18 protein-coding genes are annotated in these 21,770 nt (G+C 47.5%); 16 read left to right on the top strand and 2 right to left on the bottom strand.

What is annotated here, in order from left to right; translation table 11 throughout:
* Window positions 1–5 precede the first annotated feature (5 nt).
* The 4 genes from B7991_RS12630 to B7991_RS12645 all read left to right on the top strand — a co-directional run bounded on the left by B7991_RS12630 (window position 6) and on the right by B7991_RS12645 (window position 5,782).
* Window positions 6–1,796: an FISUMP domain-containing protein gene (locus B7991_RS12630; protein WP_088631143.1), complete on the top strand. Its 1,791-nt coding sequence runs from the start codon at window positions 6–8 to the stop codon at window positions 1,794–1,796.
* A gap of 399 nt (window positions 1,797–2,195) precedes the next feature.
* Window positions 2,196–3,026 carry a TIGR02147 family protein gene (locus B7991_RS12635; RefSeq protein WP_088631144.1) on the top strand — a complete coding sequence of 277 codons (831 nt, stop codon included), beginning with the start codon at window positions 2,196–2,198 and terminating at the stop codon, window positions 3,024–3,026.
* An 8-nt stretch (window positions 3,027–3,034) separates the two neighbouring features.
* The gene (locus tag B7991_RS12640) at window positions 3,035–4,786 is read left to right on the top strand and encodes an FISUMP domain-containing protein (RefSeq protein WP_088631145.1); all 1,752 of its coding nucleotides are present in this window, start codon (window positions 3,035–3,037) and stop codon (window positions 4,784–4,786) included.
* Window positions 4,787–5,026: 240 nt separating this feature from the next.
* Window positions 5,027–5,782 (top strand): geranylgeranylglyceryl/heptaprenylglyceryl phosphate synthase, encoded by a 756-nt coding sequence (locus B7991_RS12645; RefSeq protein ID WP_088631146.1) that lies wholly within the window; start codon window positions 5,027–5,029, stop codon window positions 5,780–5,782.
* Between the two features lie 130 nt (window positions 5,783–5,912).
* Here the strand turns inward: B7991_RS12645 and B7991_RS14710 are convergent, their stop codons facing one another.
* Window positions 5,913–7,481: an FISUMP domain-containing protein gene (locus B7991_RS14710; protein ID WP_141099879.1), complete on the bottom strand. Its 1,569-nt coding sequence runs from the start codon at window positions 7,479–7,481 to the stop codon at window positions 5,913–5,915.
* A gap of 543 nt (window positions 7,482–8,024) precedes the next feature.
* Between B7991_RS14710 and B7991_RS12655 the strand changes: the two genes are divergently transcribed.
* The 8 genes from B7991_RS12655 (at window position 8,025) to B7991_RS12690 (ending at window position 17,232) form a co-directional block, all read left to right on the top strand.
* Complete coding sequence (locus tag B7991_RS12655; protein ID WP_088631147.1) at window positions 8,025–9,386, top strand: RNA-binding domain-containing protein; 1,362 nt, start codon at window positions 8,025–8,027, stop codon at window positions 9,384–9,386.
* Between the two features lie 182 nt (window positions 9,387–9,568).
* Window positions 9,569–10,093, top strand: coding sequence for an FISUMP domain-containing protein (locus tag B7991_RS12660; RefSeq protein ID WP_073423721.1), 525 nt, complete (start codon window positions 9,569–9,571; stop codon window positions 10,091–10,093).
* A gap of 210 nt (window positions 10,094–10,303) precedes the next feature.
* Complete coding sequence (locus tag B7991_RS12665) at window positions 10,304–10,621, top strand: hypothetical protein (protein ID WP_088631148.1); 318 nt, start codon at window positions 10,304–10,306, stop codon at window positions 10,619–10,621.
* A gap of 20 nt (window positions 10,622–10,641) precedes the next feature.
* Window positions 10,642–11,553 (top strand): ABC transporter ATP-binding protein, encoded by a 912-nt coding sequence (locus B7991_RS12670; protein ID WP_088631195.1) that lies wholly within the window; start codon window positions 10,642–10,644, stop codon window positions 11,551–11,553.
* Window positions 11,540–12,343 carry an ABC transporter permease gene (locus tag B7991_RS12675; RefSeq protein ID WP_088631149.1) on the top strand — a complete coding sequence of 268 codons (804 nt, stop codon included), beginning with the start codon at window positions 11,540–11,542 and terminating at the stop codon, window positions 12,341–12,343. The genes B7991_RS12670 and B7991_RS12675 overlap by 14 nt, the downstream gene beginning before the upstream one ends.
* Window positions 12,340–13,986: a type IV pilus twitching motility protein PilT gene (locus B7991_RS12680; RefSeq protein ID WP_088631150.1), complete on the top strand. Its 1,647-nt coding sequence runs from the start codon at window positions 12,340–12,342 to the stop codon at window positions 13,984–13,986. The genes B7991_RS12675 and B7991_RS12680 overlap by 4 nt, the downstream gene beginning before the upstream one ends.
* 11 nt (window positions 13,987–13,997) lie before the next feature.
* Window positions 13,998–15,005, top strand: a complete 1,008-nt coding sequence (locus B7991_RS12685; RefSeq protein ID WP_088631151.1) for an ATPase, T2SS/T4P/T4SS family — start codon at window positions 13,998–14,000, stop codon at window positions 15,003–15,005.
* Entirely contained in the window at window positions 14,977–17,232 is a 2,256-nt protein-coding gene (locus B7991_RS12690) for a patatin-like phospholipase family protein (protein ID WP_088631152.1), read from the top strand. Before B7991_RS12685 ends, B7991_RS12690 begins: the two co-directional genes overlap by 29 nt.
* A 277-nt stretch (window positions 17,233–17,509) precedes the next feature.
* Here B7991_RS12690 and mltG read toward each other — a convergent pair whose 3' ends face one another.
* Window positions 17,510–18,586 (bottom strand): endolytic transglycosylase MltG, encoded by a 1,077-nt coding sequence (gene mltG, locus B7991_RS12695; protein ID WP_088631153.1) that lies wholly within the window; start codon window positions 18,584–18,586, stop codon window positions 17,510–17,512.
* Window positions 18,587–18,619: 33 nt separating this feature from the next.
* On the opposite strand from mltG, the gene B7991_RS12700 reads away from it, so the two are divergent.
* The 4 genes from B7991_RS12700 (at window position 18,620) to B7991_RS12715 (ending at window position 21,757) form a co-directional block, all read left to right on the top strand.
* Window positions 18,620–19,063, top strand: a complete 444-nt coding sequence (locus tag B7991_RS12700) for a hypothetical protein (RefSeq protein WP_088631154.1) — start codon at window positions 18,620–18,622, stop codon at window positions 19,061–19,063.
* Between the two features lie 165 nt (window positions 19,064–19,228).
* Window positions 19,229–19,939, top strand: a complete 711-nt coding sequence (locus B7991_RS12705) for an AzlC family ABC transporter permease (protein ID WP_088631155.1) — start codon at window positions 19,229–19,231, stop codon at window positions 19,937–19,939.
* Window positions 19,936–20,256: an AzlD domain-containing protein gene (locus B7991_RS12710; RefSeq protein WP_088631156.1), complete on the top strand. Its 321-nt coding sequence runs from the start codon at window positions 19,936–19,938 to the stop codon at window positions 20,254–20,256. The genes B7991_RS12705 and B7991_RS12710 overlap by 4 nt, the downstream gene beginning before the upstream one ends.
* 397 nt (window positions 20,257–20,653) lie before the next feature.
* A complete protein-coding gene (locus tag B7991_RS12715; RefSeq protein WP_088631157.1) occupies window positions 20,654–21,757 on the top strand; it encodes a VWA domain-containing protein in 1,104 nt (367 codons plus the stop codon).
* Window positions 21,758–21,770: the final 13 nt, after the last annotated feature.

The raw sequence follows: 21,770 nt of genomic DNA on the forward strand, positions 1-21,770 counted from the left end.
ATATCATGAATTTCAACAAAATTACTTCGGCTGCGCTGATGGCGCTCCTTTGGACGGCTTGCTCTGATAATGATGTTGCTGGTGGTACTGAAGAAGAAACGTGCGTGTACTCCTTGGCTGGTCGCGTGGGCGATGTGTATCCTGCGTTGCTGAGGTCGACAGCGGACGAGAACGGATCGGAGGATTCTTTGAAGAACGATGGTTCTGTGTTTGCTGCTAAGGGGACGGTTGTTTCTGTTTATGAATTGGATTCGTTGACGCTTGAAAAAACGGGCCGTTCTTTTGTAGATACCGTTGATAATGATAGTGGTCGTTTTGCATTTGAGTCGTTGGCTCTAAATAGCCCATATGTGCTGATTGAAACTTTGGATTCGTGCTATGTAGAAGATTGTCGAGAACGTGGAGCTTTCTATGGGCGTAATGCGTCTAGGCCGGCAAGCATGGTAGATAGTTCACGTGACCGTCGTATGTATTCGCAGGAGTTGAAGGCTATTGTGGATTTGAGAGATGTGAAAAAAGTAAGTGTAAGCTCTCTCACTACTTCCAAGATGCCGTTGTTGCAAAAGTATTTCGCTGAAGGAAAATCCTTTGCGGAGGCGGGCGAAATGGCGGAGCGCGAAATCCTTGAAAATCTTGGTATATATGAAGATTTCGGTGGATTTGAAAATTTAAAAGACGGAAATTCTGAATTGGCTTATGTGAATGAACTGATTCGAATGTGCGAAAAAGATGTGCTTAAAGATCTTCGAGGAATGGATCCTATGCTCGTTTATGCCGTGCCGCCGAAATTATTTGTCGGACGAGGTGAAATTCGAGAACAATATTATTTGAATTCGAAAAAAATGATAGACTATAAGGTTGGCTATTTGGCTCGATTGAATGACCTTGGCAAGTGCACGGATGCTCGTGAAAATGCGGTCGCTGAAATTGACGTCGCTCATGGTAAGGTGTCTGTGGTTTGCCGCTCCTCTAAGTGGACCTTGGGATTTAAAACGATTGAACATACCATGGGTTCTATGACGGATAATCGAGATGGAAAAACTTATAAGACGGTGACGTATAATTGGGGCGATGTCTCGCAAACATGGATGGCTGAAAATCTTGATTTTGTGGATACCACATCTTTGAGCGTTGATAGTTCGTTAAGAGCGAATTTGTCTGGAAGTATCGACTGCTACCGCAAGGAAGATTCTAGAAGTGCGGATTGTGGTGTGTATGGGCATGAATATCAGTGGAAAGCCGCAATGAATATTGGAGACGATGATGTGAAGGTGTATTCCGTTGATGCTCTAGGGGATACAACGTATTTTGCAAAGTCGGATTCGTCTGAAGAAAATTCTGAAAAAACTTGGACTTGGAATTATACAGATTATATCACACCGTCTAATCATAATGCGTATCAGGGCGTTTGCCCGGATGGGTGGAGAATCCCGACATTTGAAGATTGGCAAACGTTGTTGCGAAATATGGGTGAACGATATGGTGTTGATCAAAATGACGTTTTGCCGGCGCTTTATGATGCTGTTGCGACGGGATTTGGTTTGAATGGCTGGGTTCAGGCTAGCATTGAGGAAGAACTTCGTCTTGTGTATTTCATAACCTTTGGGTACACTAACGAGTTTGTTTTAGCGGATGTGCCTTTGTATAAACTGGAGATTTTCAATTGGAAACCCATTGGCTTTAGTTTAGGGTTGGCGGATATGCATGTCTTTGTGAAAAGAATAGAAAGTGAGGGGTATGACAATAGCCCTTATGCACCGAATACTTCTGCCGCTGTCCGCTGCATCAAGAAATAAGCATTCAAGACGCAATAAAAATATTTGTTAGGAGGAAAGGGAAGGCGGGCTTCGGCCCGCCTTTCTTGTTATATCTCGTCATCCTGAATCTGCCTCTCGTCATTTAAGGCTTGCCCCTCGTCATCCCGAGGCTTGTATCTCGTCATCCCGAGGCTTGCCCCTCGTCATCCCGAGGGCGTTAGCCCGAGGGATCCAGTGAAATCTTGTTTAGATGATAATTAATTTATATGTATCATAAAATTTCATGAAATTTCCTAAAAATCAAAGAAATTTGTAAAATTACAACGAAAACAACACTTTTTTATCGTGATTTTAAAGAATTTACGAAAAATTCATTTATATTTATATCGTACAACAATACGGGCGTACAAAAGTAAAGGGTGTTTTTTGGGAGGATGAATGAAGGACGTGTTGGAATACACGAACTACCGCCAGTATATAGCGGATTATTACGCCGAAAAGAAGGCGAAATCTGCGTTTACCTGGCAAGTGCTTACGCGTGCGGCGGGTTTCTCGTCGCCGGTTTATCTTAAATATGTAAGCGAAGGCCGTTTCAATCTCAGTGAAGATGCTGCTGCCCGTGTGGCTTCTGCAATGGGGCTTGAAAATTATGAGCTCGATTATTTTTGCGAAATGGTTAAGTTCGACCACGCAAAAAAGGATGAAGAGAAAAAAGCCATTTTTAATAAAATGCTCGCTATCGCTGATATTCACAAGGTGAGGATTATCGAAGGCGATTCCTTCCGTTATTTTGAAAGCTGGAAAAATCCAGTGCTCCGTGAACTCGCCCCTGCCATGCCTGGCGCAAAGCCGCTTGCCCTTGCTAAAGCCTGCCGTCCGGAAGTCACGGCTGCCGAAGTCAGCGAATCGCTGAATTTTTTGCTCAAGTCGAATTTTTTGCAAAAAGATGAAAATGGAAATTACGTACAGACGGAAAAGTCTATAACGACGGGGCCGATGGATGTGACTCCTTTGGCTGTTCGCGGGATGCACCGCCAGATGGGCGAGTTTGCACTTGATGCTATTGAAGGCGTTTCGCAAGATGAGCGCCATTTTTCGGGCCTTACGCTTGGTGTTACGCGTCGCGCTTACGATGAAATTGTTCAGGAAATTGCTGCCTTCCGCAAAAAAATTATTGCGATTGCAACACGCGATGATGAAACGGATGAAGTCTACCGTTTGAATGTGCAGTTTTTCCCGATGACAAAAAAGAGTGTTAAAAAGGGTTAGGAGGATATATGAAAAAATCAGATCAAAACACGCTGTGGCGTGATTTTGTAGAAGCGGCGTTTTGCCTGATTGTAGCGCTGCTTCTTCTCTTGTTTCTTTCGAGCTGTTCCGAAGATCTTGATCGGTCTCCGCTTGCGCATGATGGTGGCTCCACGGAAGAAACTGCACTGCTTAAAAATATATCCGTGAATGTGATGGCTGTGCGCTTGGCTGCCGATTCTGTTGGTGGTACTCCTCTTGCCTTGATTAGCGATGTCGAATTGGGATCCGTAATAAGAATGTCTGAACTTGATTCTGTTACTTTGGATACAACTGGTGCTTCTTATATGACGCGCTGCACGGATACGTCTGGGATGTTCCGTTTTGATAGCGTGACAGTCCATAGTCCGTATGTCTTGCTTGAACTCTCTCCATGGCAAGAAAATGCTTATTGGGAGTGGGATGGTACTTGGTCGTTTGATGACGATGTGCTGTATAGTGCTATTGTGGACCTGCGCGAAACGAAAAATGTCGGCATCAACATGATGACCTATCTCGAAGCGATTCGCGTGCGGTACTTGGTGAAGCAAGGGATGAGCTTTGTCGCTGCAAAACAACAGGCCGACCGTGAGGTTTTAGATGCTGTTGGTCTTTTTGATGCGACATTTGATTTTGACAAACTTGACTATTGGGAAGATGATTACAAGCAGATGGCGTTGCGCTACTTGAGCTCGCTTGTCGTTGGTTGGGGTGACTCGGAAACGCCTTTGGCTTCTTTTAAAACCTTTGCTCAGACTGGATCTTTCGCAGCGAACGACTCCGTGAAAAATACATTCTCGTGGCGCTTGGATTTTGAATTTGTCTATGCCCGAAATGAAGGCGAAAAAGAATATTTGACTCAGTTGATGGCCGGCATAAATGGACTCGGTAAATGCGATGACGGTAATGATGGCCGCTCTTTGGAAATCGATATCGATTATGAGCGCTGGGCCGTTTTGACTTGCAACGCTAAACAGTGGCGTAAGACTTATAGATACAAGATTGCTGAACAGGTGGATTACGAAACGGGGTCGATGACGGATCCGCGTGACGGAAAAACTTACCGTACGGTTACGTATAATATAAATGGAAAACCGATGACTTGGATGGCCGAAAATCTGAATTACAGCGATGAACGAATTGTCCCTGCTGTGGGGTATGATTCTGCTGAAGTTGCCCGCGATCAAGGGGGTGACCGTGATTTTCTGGAATATCGCAACACGCTTGATTCTGCGTATTGGAACACTTGGGTTCGTTATGAAAATGTTGAAGACGTTTTGGGCCTGGATCCGAATCAAGCACTTGTTTTTTATAGTGATTGCCTTACGGGGCTGGAACAACCTGCGGACGTTTTGGACACTTTGGTTTGCCGTTATGTTATTGATTTTGATGATGGATATTTCGGGTCGTCAAAGCTTGCTACCTATGTTGATTCTGTTGAAACGGCGAACGGGTATTATCAAGGCCTATGTCCGGACGGATGGCATATCCCGCAAGGCGAGGAATGGAATGAATTGTTTGACTTTGTGCGTGAGTCGTGCGGTGAAATCTGCCGTGTAGATGGTCGGATGGGGCGGAATTTGACACAAATCGGTTTTGGTGATTTGGCCGTAGAAACATACCCCTCTTTGACGCGGGACGGTGATGGCAAATACACATTGCTTGGAATAAATTTTGTGAGTTGGACTGTGCTGGAAGGCTTCTATATGCAAGATTTCTCGATCCGTTGCGTTAAAAATTGAATTTGCTCCCTCTAATAGTGCTTGGGTTGTTGTTAGGAGGATAGAGGGACAGAAGGCGGGCTGAGGCCCGCCTTCTTTTTGCTTTGTCATGCTCGTGCGCCTCGTCATCCTGAGGGCGAAAGCCTGAAGGATCCCGTGAAATCTTGATTTGCGATGTTACCTTGGCCTGAACAGGAATCTCCTTGTGGAAATATTGTATCTTTACTCTATCTAGCGCATTATGTGTGAAAAGGAATTGTTATGAAACCTGGTAAGACTGAACTCCGTTTGAATGCTGATATCGAAAAGCGCGGCGCACTTTTTGCGGTGCTCTTGGATCCGGATACTTCGGACGAGGCCGCCTTTGTCAAGGCTGGCTCGATGGCTGCAGAAAATGGTGCGGACTTGCTCTTGGTCGGCGGTTCTTACCTCGGCAATTTTACGCTCCCGAAACAGGTCGCAGCCCTTAAGGCCGCAGTCGACTTGCCGGTAATCCTTTTCCCGGGTGGCGCTTCTCAGGTTGTTCCTGGCTTTGATGCCATGCTTTTCATGACGCTCGTGAGCGGTCGCAATCCGAACTACCTTATTGATGAACAGGTGCGCGGTGGCGCCCTCGTGCGTGCGCTCAACATGGAAGCAATCCCGACGGCATACCAGCTCATTAACAGTGGCAAGCGCACGACGGTCGAATACATCAGCAATACGATGCCGGTGCCGGCCAACAAGCCGAAGCTCAGCATGGTGAATTCCATCGCTGCAGAACTCATGGGCATGCGTTACGTTTACCTCGAAGCCGGTAGCGGTGCAGAAGAACCTGTGCCGGTCGAACACATCGCCTACACTCGCAAGGCGACCGAAATGACGATTATCACCGGTGGTGGAATCAAGGACCCGCAGACTGCAGCCGTCCGCGTTGCCGCTGGCGCCCAGATCATTGTGACAGGCACCCTCTGGGAAAAAGTCAACGATCCTGCACTCTTGAAAGAATTTGCTTCGGCTATACATGTAAAGGGTTAGTGCTGTCATCCTGAGCAAAGTCGAAGGATCTCATGTTTTTTTTCTTTTCAAATAGGTGGCTTTGGCTTTACGAATAAAATCGTCCCAACAAGAGTCAGGGCGATTTGAATTTATTTAAAATGGCGGTATCTTATTCCGTATCTTTAATGCAACGAATTTGACGAACTTCATTATTATCATAAACCGTTGTAGTCGTATACTCATAATAACCATAACCACTACTAATGGATGTCACTAAATAGTAATCTCCACCTTTACTCGATGTCCAATATCCATCAGCACAGTCGTTATCATACCAATTTACTGTGGTATGTCCGTTGTATGTTGATTCTGAACGGCAAGGACCTGTTGCGTCATAATTAAATTTGTATTCGCCGTCTATCCACAATCCATCCGGATTTTGCGTAATTGGTAAACTAAACAATACTCCCCATTCTATTGCTGTTGGAACGTGCCATCCTTCGGGGCATGCCTTCGAAATTGAAGACTCTTTGTAATATACTCCATATTTATCACAATACTTCAAACTATCGTGATAGCAGTAACTCCCCTTCAGTTCATATTTCAAATTTTCTGCCATCCACATTTGTGATTTCAGCCCTACGGTTTTGTATACCTTGCCATCACGGGGGTCTTTCATTGTTCCCATGTTTATATGGTCAAAATCGAAACTCCACCCAGATGAATCTCTATCTGCAAACCACAAATCGGTATTGTAGTAAACATTCCATGCTATACTCGAATCTGGGTCACACACATAATTCGAATACTGATATTGGACCTTTTCGCCCTTGTTGTAGCTAGAACATCCTTGCTTTATAGCTAATTCCATTGGCATGGCGAATCTAAACATTCCTCTATCACACACATACTTGTTATAGGGAAAAATTTTACCGCTATCAATAGATCCGTTTTCTAGGCAGTCTTTCCCGTAAGTATCATACTCAAGCAGAGTCGAAGGACTCCACTGCCTGTTGTTGCATGTAAAATAAACTTCGTAATATTTAGACACTTCGCCAGTACGTTTTTCAATGCATAGTCCTAGTTCGATTTCTGCACCAATTGCTGCACGCCATTTAGTCTTGTCGAAAACGTACATTTTCTTGGTGACTTTTCCTAATTTTGACGCACCATCAGTTGTGTCTGCCCATTTATAGGTGTCATATTCAAGCGGTGTCGCTGTTTTCCATGATTTGGACTTGCAGATGTAATATAGGGGGTTGTCTACAGAGTCTAAATGTGCAACTTCGCCTTCGCGTTTGGAAGTGCATTCCCCTAGCCCCGTAACGGTTTTACCATAGTTTTTTATCACAACGGTAATTGAGTCGCCGTTTCCTGGGATATAATTCCCAGCTGAATCGAACAATACGGGAGAAACGCCGTCCTTTCCGTTGGTGCCGTTCTTGCCGTCTTTACCGTCTGAACCATCTTTTCCGTTGCTTCCGTTTAGTGTTAGCCATTTCTTTTCGTTGCAGTAAAATACTTTGGCAGAGTCTGATACGTAGTATATCAAACCGAAATTATCAGAAGAGCATTTGGGCAAGTCTGAATATTTTTTGACTTGCTCCATTCCCGTTACTTCATTTGTCACATTTGTGACTTCGGTAACTTCTTCGCCACAACCAATAAATGCAGCGGAATATAGTGGAAATGTAAGAATGATGTTTCTTACTAGTGTGATTAGGTTTGTCTTCTTCATATTGACCTCCGTGGTTAAAAAACTCGCGGAGTTCCCCTTACAATGGGTGCTTGATTCCAATAAAAAAGTGTGGAATCGCAAGCACCCACAGCAATTGAGGTAACGACCAAGAAACCTTTTCCTTCTAGTAGGCACAAACGACCCACACCACGAGGTGTGAGTGCTCTGCCTTATTCCTAGAGGATTGAAATTTTGGTCGTTTTCCAATTGCTAGAATAAGAGCGAACTCTAAAATCTATTTGCAAATACAATTTGGGGTTTTCCTATAACGCTCCTTCTTAATGCGCTTAAAGAATTCCTTCAGCAAAAGGTATCTGCTATAACCGTTAAATTTCTTTTGTGAAAAAAAACTTAACGTCAAAATAAATATACCATATTTTTTTAGTGATGAAAGTGTTCTTTTCGAAAAAGAAAATAATTATCTACTCTAATTAGGAAGTTTATTTCGCAAAATCGGTATTTGCGGCCTCTTGCTGTGTTGCAAATGCTTTTATTATATTGATGACAACGGCAGGCTGTTTGGAAAAAAATGAGGTGCTTTAAGTGAACTTTGAGGAGCTGATAACGTTAGGAGAAAATGAAAAAATAGAATTTAAGTCTTCTTTTAACCAAGAGGTTATAGAATCCGTATGTGCGTTTGCGAATAAGCATGGTGGATCCATAATTATTGGGCTTAAATCGAGTGAAAAAGTTCATGGCTTACAATTAGGTGCAGAAAGTTTGCAACAATGGATTAATGAAATAAAAAGCAAAACAGAGCCGGTGCAAGTTCCTGATGTGGAGTCCTTTAAATATAAAGGGAAAAATCTAATAGCTATAGTTGTTCGAGAAAGTGCTGTAAAACCAGTGGCAGTTCAGGGGCGTTGCTTTATGCGTCATAAAAACAGCAATCATATTATGACTCCTGCGGAAATAGGTGATTGCATGCTTCAGACGCAAAATTCAAGTTGGGATTATGTATTGGATGATTCTAGTTCTTTAAATGATATTTCGCTTGAAAAAGTAGAACAGAGTATTCAACGGATAAATCAACGTGGATATCACGTTTCTCAAGATCCTCTAGATTTTTTACGAAAGAATCGATTGTTAAGGAACGGTAAATTAACCTTTGCGGCTGAGATGCTTTTCGCCAAAGAGTGGCATATGAATACTGCTGTCCAAATGGGATTCTTTCAGACTCCGACGGTTATTAAGGATCGAGATGAAGCGCAGGGCGATTTGGTAAGTCAGGTTGAGCGAATTTTCAATTTTGTTAAGAAACATATAAATTGCGCTGTTGTGATTACGGGTAAGCCAGAAAATGATTTGGTTTGGGATTATCCCTTAGATGCGCTACGTGAACTGATTTTAAATATGGTAGTGCATCGAGATTATCGATCTCCTTCTGAATCATGTGTTAAGGTGTTTTCAGATCATATTGAATTTTTTAATCCTGGTCGATTGTTGGATGGTATGAATGTTGAAGATTTATTGAATAATCAGTATCTTTCAACTCTTCGCAACAAGGCTATAGCCAATCATTTTCATCAGTTAGGCGAAATTGAAAAGTATGGATCGGGTGTTACGCGTGTGATCGAATTGTTCCGTGCTGCTGGACTTAGTGTTCCAAAATTCGAAATTGTAGGGAGTGGGCTAAAAGTTAGTGTTTTCGCGCGGAGAACTACCGATAAGACTACCGATAAGACTACCGATAAGACTACCGATAACAAAACACGTCAGATTCTTGAAATTATCAGAGAGCGGCCTTCTGTAACAAATAAAGAATTGGCTGAAATTATTGGCAATATCACAATTGATGGGATTCGTTATCATATCAACAAGATGAAGAAAGCCAATGTTATTGCGCGACGAAATGGAAAAAAGGAAGGCTATTGGGAAATCCTTAGTACATCCCAAACGATTTAAATTGTCTTATAGAATTTTCTTAATTCATCAATAAAAATTATGAATCTTATTGAAAGAAAGTATTAGTCAAAACGGCTAATTCCATCTACATTTGTGCCCGAAAAAAAGAGCTCTTGAAAAAATCATTAATGGCAGCCTCTAGAAATGGAGGTGCCCAAAACAATCTTAAGGAGATTGAACATATGAAGTTCAAGTTCGTTGCCGTATTGGCTCTTTTTGTAACCGCAATTGCATTTACTGCATGCGAAAAAGTTGAAAACTGCCACTACGATGAATCCGCCAAGACGCTCAAATGCCAAGGCCAGACCTATTCCACCGTCGAAACGGGTGGCCGCGTGTGGATGGCTGAAAACGCCAACCTTCTGAATTTTGATTCCAGTTACTGCTACGGCAATAACCTCGACAACTGCAAAAAGTATGGCCGCCTCTACGATTGGAAATCCGCTAATGACGCATGCCCCACAGGCTGGGAACTCCCAAAACAGGCAGACTTTGAAAAGGCCGATCTCAAGGCTCTCAACATTGGTAAGGATGGCTTCCGCTATTACGATGGCAAGTTCGCTGACGAAAACGTGAGCGCAAGCTTCTGGACTGCTGATGCATTCGACGAATCCCGCGCTGTGATGGTCCGCGTACAGGACAAAGTAACGTATGAACATTACAACAAGACCATCGCCGCCTCCGTCCGTTGCGTCAAGGCGAAATAACTACAGCGCCCGCAATGCGCTAAAACACAATCCTCTTAGCTGAATCATAACAAGAAGGCCCTGTGGCATCCCGTCGCAAGGCCTTTTTTGCGTGTATTTCGCTTAAAATCGCACGATATTCGCGATTTCGCTCGCCTTTTTCATCTATAAATACATATATTCAAAATGTGAATGCCGTGCGGGTTGTACGGCATCGTTTAGAGGTTTACGATGCAAAAAATTGTGATTGTCACTCACGTGCTTAGGGCGCTCGGTTTTATCTTGGTGCTGCTTTCGCTTTTTGGCCACGAAATTATTTTGAACGTTTTCCCCGGTCTTGAGGGCAGATCTATCAACCCGATTTTCTATTCGGGCATTATCGTGTATTTGATCGGTGCCGTCATTTACTTTTTTGTCAATAAAAAGGAAAAGGCAGACCGCCGCCGTCGAGAAATTGAAGAATCCTATAAGGCGGCAGGCCTCGGCGATTCTGATAATGAGTCTAGCGAAGATGCGGCTAGCGATTCCGACGAAAATTCTAACAAGTGATTGCGTGTATGAGCGATTTGATGATTGAAATTGAGCACCTGCACAAGACGTACCGCAGTGGCTTTACGATGAAGCCGAAGCTTGCGCTCAAGGACGTGAGCTTCAAAGTCGAAGCGGGCAAGGTGTATGGATTTATTGGGCCTAACGGCGCTGGCAAGTCTACAACGATTAAGGTTTTGACGGGGCTTTTGAATTTTGATTCGGGCAAGGTGCTTGTGAACGGCATCAGCCCGCGCGATGTGAAGAGTCGCCAGTACATCGGTTATTCTCCGGAACAGCCGTATTTTTACGATTACCTCTCGGGCCGTGAACTTTTGCGCTTTTACGGAAAGCTCGTGGGCCTCAAGGGGGCCGAACTCGAGTCTCGCATTGGCTGGGCTCTTGAACTTTTGCACGCGAACAAGGACTGGATCGACCGCCGCTTGCGTTCGTATTCCAAGGGCATGATGCAGCGCGTGGGGATTGCCCAGGCGATTCTTGGCAAGCCGAAGCTTTTGATTCTTGACGAACCGATGAGCGGCCTGGACCCGATGGGTCGCCGCGACGTGCGCGAGGCTATCCAGCAGCTCAACCGCGATGGCGTGACGATTTTCTATTCGAGCCATTTATTGAGCGACGTGGAAAGCATCAGCCACCGCGTGGCGATGATTGTCGATGGCAAGATTGTCCGCGAAGGGACCGTCGATGAAATCACGGAATCCTGCGGCGTGGAATACCATGTGCGTACGCGTCAGGCAATTTTGGAAGCGGACTTGCCGCGCGGTGTAACGCTTACCGGTCACCCGCAAGAATACATCTGCGCTGACGATGTCGCCCGTGACCGTTTGCTCGGTTTCTGCCTCTCGAACGGGATTGCCGTAGAAAAGATGGACCACAAGCGTCCGAGTCTCGAAGATATTTTGACGGAGGAAATTGCCCGTGCAGACGCTTAAGCATATCGGCATTATTGCCCTCAATACGTTCCGCGAATCCATTCGCGACAAGATTCTTTATAACATTGGCTTTTTGGCGATTGCACTTACGCTTTTTAGCATTGTGCTTGGCGAGTGGTCGGTGTTTGATCGCGCTTATGTCATCAAGTCCACGACGCTTTCGGTGATGAGCCTTTCGGGCCTTTTGATTTCCATCTTCGTGGGCATTAGCCTTGTGCAAAAGGAAATCCAGCGCCGTACGGTGCTCACGCTTTTGTCAAAACCCATTAGCCGTGCAGCGTTTATCGTGGGCAAGTACTTTGGGCTTTTGGCGGTTGTCGCAGTGCATCTCGTGCTCCTCACGGGAATCTATTATGCGATTCTGTGGGTTACAAATTCTAGCCCGACGCTTAGCCTCTTGACGGCAATCTACCTCATCTTCTGTGAGATGGCGGTTGTGATTGCGGTTGCACTCCTGTTCAGCAGTTTCAGTAGCACGGTGCTCTCGGCGCTCTTTACGCTTGGCGTTTATTTTGCGGGCCACTTGAGCGACCAGCTTATGGAACAGGTCAAGTTTGCAAGCCGCATGGGCGAACTGCAGGGAGCATCTTCTGCAATTCTTGAAAAGGCGGCGGTCGTGATTCACGCCGTATTCCCAGGACTTTATCGTTTTAACGTGACGAACTATGTGGTGCATGGGGTTGCGCTCCCGGACATGTATGTGTTCTGGAACAGCGTTTATGCACTCGGTTACATCGGCGTGTTCTTAGCCATCGCAAGTTGGTGGTTTAGCCGGAGGGATTTCCTATGAGAAATCAGTACATGGCAAAGGTCCTTGTGCACAACAAGGTTGTGTCCGAGGACCAGGTCAAGGCCCACTGGGGCGAAATCTCCGACTCGATGGATATCGGTCAGGTTCTTGTTCGTGCGGGAATCTTGAAACAGTCCATGTACGATAAGGTTCTCGCGTTTGTGAAGAACCTCGAAGCGAAAAACGCGAAGCCCGCTGCAAAACCTGCAGAAAAGCCCGCGGCACCTGCGTCTGCCGCAGCTCCCGCGCATTCCGCATCAACGCCAGCGCAACCTTCGTCTCCGGCGCATTCTGCACCCCCTGTGCAGCCTGCTCCAGCAGTTTCTGCCGCGCCTGCTCCGCAGCCGGCGGAAGAACCTGCCATAAAAATTGAAGGCAACAGCAGCCTTTACGGCGAAGCCTCATCTTCGACGGTCGTTATCGAAAAAGTCGAAGGTCTCGAAACTACGAGCATGGCGAGCGTGCAAGTTCCGGTCGAAAGCGAAACGCCCGCCGAAGAAACTGCGACCGAAGAACTTCCGTCGCAGTTCGCCGTTGCAACCGGCGAAGGCGAAGCTGTCGAAGCTCCCGATGTCTTGCATCCGATTACGCCGCTTGCAAAAATCATCGCTTACGCTCGCAAGTTTAACGTCACGGACGTTTATCTCTACGCCGACCGCCAGATAACCATGCGCCAGTCCGGCAAGCTCTTTATCGCATCCGAAAAGGTGCTCGAAAAAACGCATTTGATGGACCGCCTGGCCGAAGCTGCCGAAGGTTTTGCGGACGGCTACAAGATTGTAATCGGTCGCAATTTCAGTAAGACTTTTGCCCTCCCCGGTGTTGGTCGTGCCCGCATTTCCGTGACGTGGAACGACGTCACGCCGAGCATTTCCATCCGCATCATTCCGATGGAATCGGTGGCGCTCGAGAATCTTTACTTGCCCGAATTCAGCATGCAGTTTGCGACGCTCAATAGCGGGCTTGTGCTCATTGCGGGCCCGTCGTCGAGCGGCCGCTCCACGACGATGACCGCCTTTGCCGAATGCATTGCTGCGAATCGCCAGGTGTTCATCCAGACGGTCGAAAAGCCGATTGAACGCTTGCTCCAGAATCCGAACGGTTCCATCGCCCAACGTGAAGTGGGCTTGCATGTGCGCTCCGGTGCCGCTGGCATCGAACTTGCCATTCGCACCGGCGCCGACGTGATTCTCTTTGACCATCTCGAAACGATGGAAGAACTTTCTCTGCTCATGCAGGCTTCGAACGCGGGCGCTCTCGTATTTGCTGTCGCGAGCGGTAACAATATCAACGCGCTTCTTTCGCGCCTCCTCATGTCTGTGCCGAGCGAGAACCGCAGCGCCTTTGCATGCTCACTTGCTGAACAACTCAAGGGCGTTATCGTGCAGCACTTGATTCCTGCAGTGCAAAACCAGGGACTTGTGCTTGCCACCGAAGCGATGAAAGTCACGTCGACGATTGCGGGCATGATCCGCAAATGCGATGTGTCGCAGATCCTCTCTGCGATTAGCAACCAGAAAGACCAAGGCATTACGCTCGACGATTCTTTGCAGATGTGCGTAGAATCCGGTTACATCGAAGGCAACGAAGCCTGGAAACGTGCAAACGACAGCCGCCGTTTTGCGTCTTACCGCAAGGTTTAGCGAGGTTCATCATGGCATCAGAAATTGAATCTCTTTTGGAATACGCCTTGAACATCGGGGCAAGCGAATTGATTGTGACTGAGGGCGCTCCTTCGGCGGTCCGCTTTGCGGGTCGCGTCTGTGCGGTCCCTGAATCTTCTGCACTCCCGTTTGGTTCTTTGCTTGAATTTTTGGGCGCTCTCGATGGCGAATCGGGAACGTTTGTCGGTGGGCCTTGGGTGAACTCCAAGTGGCGCGTAAAGTACTTCCGCGAAGCGCTTGGCAATGCGGCAATTTTCCGCCCGCTCATGGCCGAATGCCCGGAATTTACAGCGCTTGGCGCGCCTGCGGCTCTCGATAGCCTGCTTGGTCTTAGTTCCGGTCTCGTGATTTTTGCAGGGCCAGCGTGCTCTGGAAAAACGGTCTCGGCGACGTCTTATGTTTCGGCTTTGTGCAGTTCTGGCATTTTGCGGTTCTGCGATTTGGACGAAAGTCATGAACTGCCTGTGAAAACGGGCGAAAGCTTAAAGCTTGTGAATACGGTTGGTTCGACCTCAGAAAAGCTGGAACAAGGCCTTCGCAGCGGAACAGATCTTTTCTGGCTTGGCGATTTTGACGGCTTGTCATTGATTTCCATTTTGCGAGCCGCAGAATCGGGCGCTCTAGTGGTCATGAACGTGACTGCGGGTAACGCCGTTGGCGTTGTCGATGCTCTCCTTTCTGCAGCTACTCCCGAAAATCGCGACCTTGTCCGTACGATGCTTGCGGCCGCACTCAAGGCTGTCGTTGTGCAAAGGCTTTTGCCTTCCGCAGCTGAAGGCGGTGGCGCAGTTTCGGCCTGGGAAATCCTTTTTAACACGCAAAACGTGGCAGCTCACATTCGCAATGGCGAACAATTCAAACTCCCATCCGTGATGGCGTCCTCCGCATCCGAAGGCATGCTCTTGATGGATGATTGCTTGGCCGAACTTGTTCGCTCGAATTATGTGACTGCTGCAGAGGCAGGTCGGTATGTTTCCAATCCCGCACGGCTGGCTTAAAAAAACGCTCCTTTTGACGGCGGCTATTGCCTCTGTTTATGTGGCGCCTGTAGAGGCGGCACATTCCGCTGATGAAACGCTTTTGAGTGCTATGCAGCTGGTGCCTGATTCGTTACAGGCTAAAAAAGCAAAATCGGTGCTTTACCTTGGCGGTGGCGAACATTCTCCGTGGTATCATTTGGGTGTCCTGTACGCTTTGGAAGAATACAAGATTCCTGTCGATTCCATTGTCGCCACATCGTGGGGCGCCTGGATGGGGGCTTTGTGGTCGCTAGGTGTCTCGATTGACGATATCCAGCGCCTGATGCTAGACCCGCATGTTGCAGATTATTTAGGGGTGAATTCTATTAATGCAAAGACAGAGCACGATGCATTTGGCCTGCCTGTTTCCGTTGATGGAATCCCGTCGCTTCGCCAAAGATTCTCGTTCTATGCCGATACGGCAGGGAATGTCTATCGCAGCATGCATGCGCTTGTCCCTGATACCGCCTCCATTGAACGTTCGCTTTCGCGGCTCCGCTTTGAGGAATCTCTTTATCGCCAACGCGGTTCTTTTCGTATCCCTTTTACGCTTCTCACTTGCGATAGCGTGATTGAAAATCCGTCTTATGCCGATATTGTCGCATCGCTTCCGCTTGCGGGGAACGGTAAGTCCGGGGAACTTTGCCCGTATTTGGCTGTGCCATCATCTAAAAATCAGCAAGAGACTTCGCTGATTGCGATCTCCGATCCCGTCCGTTATGAACTTGATGGAAATCCCGAGATGCAGATGCTCAAGAAAAACGCCTTGTCGAAATTGAATGCTCAGGGCATTTTCATCAGGCCGCATTCCATCCGCGATACTTCCCGAAAGTCTATGATTCAGGCGGGGTTCTCGGCGGTGGAGCATCGTTTGCGCGATATTATCCCGGTCGTCGATGGGCGTAGGGAATACACCGAAAAGCAAAAGTCCGAAGCCTGGTTTGCGTTTAATCCGGTTTTTGACAGCCTGTCATCGGAACTCCATTCGTCTGTCCTTTCTTACTGGAATCCTCAAGATACGGGTTTTGATGCTCCGAGAAATTTTGCTTATGCCATCGCCTCCAAGGTCCCATACGATACGGTCTCGTTCAATATGCAGCCGGATGGCGGGCTATTGATTGATGTGGGCGTTCATCCGACGCTTGATGTGGCGGCCGGTGGTTTTGGCTCTAATGTAAACGGCGCTAACGCCTATGGTGAATTGACGTTTAATTACGTAAATCAGATGGAAATAAATCTGAAACTTGCGGGCTTTTATGGTACTGCGTCTTACGGATTCCGCCCGCGCCTTGAAATTTCTAACCTGATTAGCCGCCGATGGAAGTTCTGCTTTGGCTATGACTTGATGAAGCTGCAATATTTAAAATCGTTCGAAAAGGATTACATCCTGGACGAAAATCGGATTGTGTATGAAAAGCGCAATGACCTCTTCTTGTCGGCAAGATATGCGTTGGATGACATGCAGTCTGTCGAGGTCAAGTTCCTTTTTGGCAGCCGCGATTTTAAAATGCCTCCATTCCCTAGTGACCAGTACTACGAAGAGGAAGATTTATTCAAATATGTCAGCAAGTACGAAACGAATCCGGCAACGCAAAGTATTCGGTATTCTCTGTTGAAGGGTGATGACAATCCTTGGTTTGCGTCTAATGGCTATTCGGCTAACGCCTATGTTGGCATGAACTTGATTGGCTATGGCTTCCATCAGAGAGGGCCGATACACGGCATTTACGCTTTTGATGGAAAGATTTCCTGCGCTCCGACTCGTAACTCTTCAGTGACTTTTGGGGCGGCAGTGGGTTTTGACGCTTATCGTGATGGGCATTTCAAGTTCCCCACGACTTTTGAAAATGCCGTGATGGAAGACCGCTATCGTTTGCATGTGGCGGCTACACCATGGTCCGAAGATTATCTGGATCCGGAACTTGCCACGCATGGCTATGCGATGTTGCGCATGAACGGCGGTGTCCAGCGTTATGGCTTTGGTGCCTGGCTCTCGTTTGCCTATGTCCATGATTTCGAAGACAAGGCGACTGCAAAGCTGAACCCAAATAAGTTTGTCTTTGAACCGGCACTCCGCTATAAGTATCGCTCTTTCACGGTTTATGCCGGTCTTAACCGCGTTGTCGATACGGAAAACTTCGGCGATTTAAAACGATTTAAGGACTATAGGTACTTTATCCGTATCGGCGACTACAATCTGTTTTAGTGTAGACGTCATCCTGAGCGCAGCGAAGACAACTCAAAAGGCGAGTATGCCCCAAGGCGAAAATGCCTTAAGGCGAGAGATGCAAGATAGCTTGCTATCTTATATCTGAGCCGATAGCATGATGCGAAGCATCTATGCCGCAGTTGTGCTTGCACAAATATGGCTGAGCCGTTTAGCAAGACGCGAAGCGTCAATGTCGCGACCATGCTTGCATGGGCATGACCGAGCCAAGGAGTTGGGGCTTGCCCCATCCAGTCAATTCTTGTTTTGACTTAACTTACTTCTTCTCGCCGCGGTTCTTGGCGGCGACATCCTTATACTTGTTGTGATCGGCGAGGTTCGTACTGAAGAAGTGCGTGTGCGAACCGTCGTCCTTTGCAACAAAGTAAAGTGCCTCGGTCTTGTCGGGGAAGAGCGTTGCTTCGATGGCCTTGCGACCCGGATTTGAAATAGGGCCCGGCATGAGTCCCGGGAACTTTCGGGTGTTGTAGGGGCTGTCGCTATTCAACTGGCTTTTGTAGATCGGGCCTGTCAAGTTCTTGAAGATGAACCGCACTGTCGGGTCTGCCCCGAGCGGCATGCCGATGCGGAGGCGGTTGTGGAACACGCCTGCAATGAGCGGACGTTCGTCCGGAATGCCCGTTTCTTCTTCGACCACGCTTGCAAGTGTCAACACGCGGTGCCAGTTGCCAAGCGTTTCCCACTTGGATCCTTTGCGCTGTTTCATCTCGTCGCGGACCTTAAAGTTGGCGGCGACCATCTGTCGCAGTATGGATTCTTCGTCGGAGTTGATGGCGAATGGGTACGTATCTGGCAACAGGTAGCCTTCAAGGGAGTTCCCTTCGATGCCGAGTGAATGGGCGAACTTCGGGTCCTGGACTAGTTTGTTCCAACGGGCCGTGTCGAGGTCCGGGAAGCTCTTTTTAAGGTAGGCGGGGATTTCCCAGGAGGCTCGACCTTCGGGGATGGTCACCTTGCGGACTGCACTTTTGCCACTTTCGAAGAGTTCAGTCAGCTCGTCGAGTGTCTGGTGGGCAGGAACCTCGTACCAGCCGGCCTTGAGGGCCGGTTTGTTCAATTTGCACCATAAATTGAACGCCAGGTCGTCTGTCCAGACCCCTTTTTCGTGTAAAATTTGTAAAACTTTTGTGGGGGAACTGCCCTTTGGAATCTCCAAAATGACGGTTTTTTCGTTGAGTGAAACGGCGCTCAACCGTTGATTTACGTGGAAATACGCAAAAACAGCGGTTAAAACGAGGATAATGGCGGTAATTGAAAAAATCTTCTTCATTGCGTAAAAATTTAAAAGAAAATGCAACGGATTGGCAAAATAAAAGGTATATTCGTATTGCATTGTTGAATATTTCCCTTGTTTTGAGGATTCGCTATGAAAATGATGAAAAAAATTATGTTTGTCGCCTTCGCTTTGCTGGTTGCTTCTTCCTTCGCAGCCAAGAAGGTTAAGTCCAAGCTTGGCGATGTGGAACTCACCAAAGAAAAAGATGGTGGCTCTGTTGTCTGCACGGCTGGCTTTAACGACGAACTGACAGTCTTGAAGGAAGGCGATACCGAAGTCCTCGTGAAGGGCAGCTGCGGTCAGGGCTGGGTTCCGAAGTCCAAGATTGAATACGTTGCCCAGAAGGCTGGCGACAAGTCCATGAAGTTGGAAGACGTGGACATCGTGGGCTGGCTTGATAACCCGAGCGCCGTGTTCGTGTTGGAAAACGACGACATCGACTTCGACGGTGTGAACATCGACCGTGACTTCAAGGAATACCTTCAGCACACGATGGACCGTGAACAGATTGAAATCCGCAACAACGAAAACTAGTTGTTGACATTCAAGCTTGTTTGACCCGTGGCTTAACGCTGCGGGCTTTTTTTATTCCCTAAGTTCTGCAGGTTGCCCGTAATCCAACTACCTACAGAAATTGCATGTATTTAAATATTTGCATAAATCCCCCGAAAGTCTCTTAAAAATGCTATCTTTGCGCCCATGAGTTATTTGAAGGGCTTAAAAGACGGTTCCCCGATTGGACTTGGCTACTTTGCGGTCTCGTTCTCGTTTGGTATCGCTGGCTCGAAAATTTTTTCGTGGCCGCTTGTGACGCTTATATCCATGACGAACTTGACCTCGGCAGGTCAGTTTGCCGGGCTTCAGATTATGGCTGATGCCGCGGGCACGTTTATCGAGATGGCGCTTGCGACGTTCTTTATCAACCTCCGCTATTCGCTGATGGCTATTTCACTTTCCCAGAAGGTTTCGCCGGACTTTGGTACGGTGAAGCGCCTTTTGCTCGCGACTGGCATTACGGATGAAATTTTTGCAGTGGCGATGTCGCAGAAGCGCGTGACGCCGATATATTTCCTTGGACTTTCGACGCTCCCTTACATTGGCTGGTCGCTTGGAACGATGGTTGGTGCCATTTGTGGTGAAATTCTCCCGGCGATGGTGACGAACGCCCTTGGCGTTGCGCTTTATGGCATGTTTGTGGCGATTGTCGTGCCGCAGATGAAGGTGCATGGCCCGACGGTTTTTGCCGTCGTTATTGCTGTAGCGCTCAGTTGCGCATTTAAGTTCTTCCCGCCGCTGAGCGACGTGTCTGTCGGTTTTGCGATTATCATTTGCGCGCTTGTAGCATCCTTTGTTGCGGCGTGGCTCTTCCCGATGCAAAACGTCAATGCAGATGACGAGGAGGCCAAATGAAGATCGACATGCAGACTTACCTGATTTACTTGCTCGTGATGGCTGGCGTGACGCTGTTCTTGCGTGCTGTGCCGTTCATTTTGCTGCGCAAGAAGCTCAAAAGCGTGTTCTGGAGCTCGTTCCTCGCTTACGTGCCGTACACGGTGCTCAGTGCGATGACCGTGCCTGCCATCTTCTTTGCAACAGATAGCCGTTTGACGGGCGCCTGCGCGCTCCTTGCCGCTGTGGTCGCATCGCTCCTCGGTGGTGGCCTTGTGACTGTTGCTGCGGTCTCTTGCCTTACCGTGCTCGGCGTCGACGGGCTCATGCTCTTGTAGAATTTGGATTTGAAAGGCAAATTCTGAAATTTTGCCGTTTTTTACGTGAAAATGAGGTTTGCTTGTGATTTTTTCACGTAAAATTAACGACAACATAAATGAATGTGCTTAAAAATGTCTGCTTGTGAGTCTTTTTTTCTGTTTTTTGAGTGCGTGAATACTTGTTTGGGGCTAAATGGCCTTCCTAAAGAATGGAATCTTTGGGAAAATACAGAATATATTACATATAACATTGTGAAATTACGTGAAAAAAAGATGAATTTGATTAGAAATTCACGTAAAAAAGGGGCTTTTTGGAAAATTTCGTTTTTTCTGAATGTGAAAAGCATGTTTCTACAGCCACTAAATTGTATATTCTTGCGTGTAATTTACCGTTTTTCGTTATTTTGGAGCTGAAATGGATATTGGAGCCCTTCATTTTCAAAATCCCGAAGCCTTTTGGCTGTTGTTGTTTGTTCCGCTGTTGATTGCGCTTTATGTTTACCGCCAGCAGCGTCGTAAGAGTACGATCAAGTTCCCGGCGCTTGCACTTGCAAAGAAGGCGGTTCCTAGCCGTCGTGTGAAGTTTAGGCATATTGTCCCTGCGCTCCGTTTGGCAGCCCTTGTTTGCTTTGTGGTGGCGCTTGCCCGCCCGCAGAACGCGATGGAAGTCGAATACACTTCGACGGATGGTGTCGACATTATGCTTGCGCTTGACGTTTCGGGCTCTATGGGGACTCTCGACATGCTTACCCGTACCGAACAGGCAAAGCTTGGCGTGATGAATGCCGAACGTATCTTGAAGCGCGGTGAATATTGGAAATACAGTCGTCTTGGTTACGCTCAGGACGTGATTGCCGAATTCATTGGCAAGCGCCATAGCGACCGCATTGGCCTTTCGGCTTTTGGCGCCCGTTCGTTTACGCAGTGCCCGCTCACGATGGATTACGGTTCATTGCTTGAAATCTTGAAGGCTAGTGACGACCTCGCTCGCGATACGCTTGTGAATAATAGGACCGCTATTGGCGATGGCTTGATGAACGCGCTTGCAAGGCTCAAGATGTCCGATGCCAAGTCCCGTGTGGTGATTCTCTTGACCGATGGCCGCGATAACGCAAGTGTCGTTCCGCCGGTGCGCGCCGCTGAAGTGGCGAAGTCTCTGGGCGTGAAGGTTTATACGGTTGGCGTCGGCAAAAAGAATGGCAAGATTCTTGCGTTCCAGCAGAACCCGTGGACGGGTGAAATCTCCTGGGGCGAACGCGACATTACGCCTGAAGAAGGCATCGACGAAGACGTGCTCAAGGCGATTGCTTCAAAGACGGGTGGACGTTTCTACCGTGCTGAAAACAAGGCCGAACTCGAAAAGATTTACTCTGAAATTGATGAACTCGAAAAGACGGAAATCGAGACGATCGCTTACGCACGCTATGCCGAAAAATTCTACCCGTGGCTTTTGGTCGGGGCGCTCCTCATTTTGCTGGAACTCATCCTCGCAAATACAAGATTCGTGAGAATCCCGTAAGGGCCAGCTCGTC

This window comes from Fibrobacter sp. UWB3, assembly GCF_002210405.1.
Lineage (GTDB): Bacteria > Fibrobacterota > Fibrobacteria > Fibrobacterales > Fibrobacteraceae > Fibrobacter.

Coding starts and splice junctions, on each gene's coding strand:
- B7991_RS12630 (WP_088631143.1), top strand. CDS start 6: ATGAATTTCAACAAAATTACTTCGGCTGCGCTGATGGCGCTCCTTTGG.
- B7991_RS12635 (WP_088631144.1), top strand. CDS start 2,196: ATGAAGGACGTGTTGGAATACACGAACTACCGCCAGTATATAGCGGAT.
- B7991_RS12640 (WP_088631145.1), top strand. CDS start 3,035: ATGAAAAAATCAGATCAAAACACGCTGTGGCGTGATTTTGTAGAAGCG.
- B7991_RS12645 (WP_088631146.1), top strand. CDS start 5,027: ATGAAACCTGGTAAGACTGAACTCCGTTTGAATGCTGATATCGAAAAG.
- B7991_RS14710 (WP_141099879.1), bottom strand. CDS start 7,481: ATGAAGAAGACAAACCTAATCACACTAGTAAGAAACATCATTCTTACA.
- B7991_RS12660 (WP_073423721.1), top strand. CDS start 9,569: ATGAAGTTCAAGTTCGTTGCCGTATTGGCTCTTTTTGTAACCGCAATT.
- B7991_RS12665 (WP_088631148.1), top strand. CDS start 10,304: ATGCAAAAAATTGTGATTGTCACTCACGTGCTTAGGGCGCTCGGTTTT.
- B7991_RS12670 (WP_088631195.1), top strand. CDS start 10,642: ATGATTGAAATTGAGCACCTGCACAAGACGTACCGCAGTGGCTTTACG.
- B7991_RS12680 (WP_088631150.1), top strand. CDS start 12,340: ATGAGAAATCAGTACATGGCAAAGGTCCTTGTGCACAACAAGGTTGTG.
- B7991_RS12685 (WP_088631151.1), top strand. CDS start 13,998: ATGGCATCAGAAATTGAATCTCTTTTGGAATACGCCTTGAACATCGGG.
- B7991_RS12690 (WP_088631152.1), top strand. CDS start 14,977: ATGTTTCCAATCCCGCACGGCTGGCTTAAAAAAACGCTCCTTTTGACG.
- mltG (WP_088631153.1), bottom strand. CDS start 18,586: ATGCAATACGAATATACCTTTTATTTTGCCAATCCGTTGCATTTTCTT.
- B7991_RS12700 (WP_088631154.1), top strand. CDS start 18,620: ATGAAAATGATGAAAAAAATTATGTTTGTCGCCTTCGCTTTGCTGGTT.
- B7991_RS12705 (WP_088631155.1), top strand. CDS start 19,229: ATGAGTTATTTGAAGGGCTTAAAAGACGGTTCCCCGATTGGACTTGGC.
- B7991_RS12710 (WP_088631156.1), top strand. CDS start 19,936: ATGAAGATCGACATGCAGACTTACCTGATTTACTTGCTCGTGATGGCT.
- B7991_RS12715 (WP_088631157.1), top strand. CDS start 20,654: ATGGATATTGGAGCCCTTCATTTTCAAAATCCCGAAGCCTTTTGGCTG.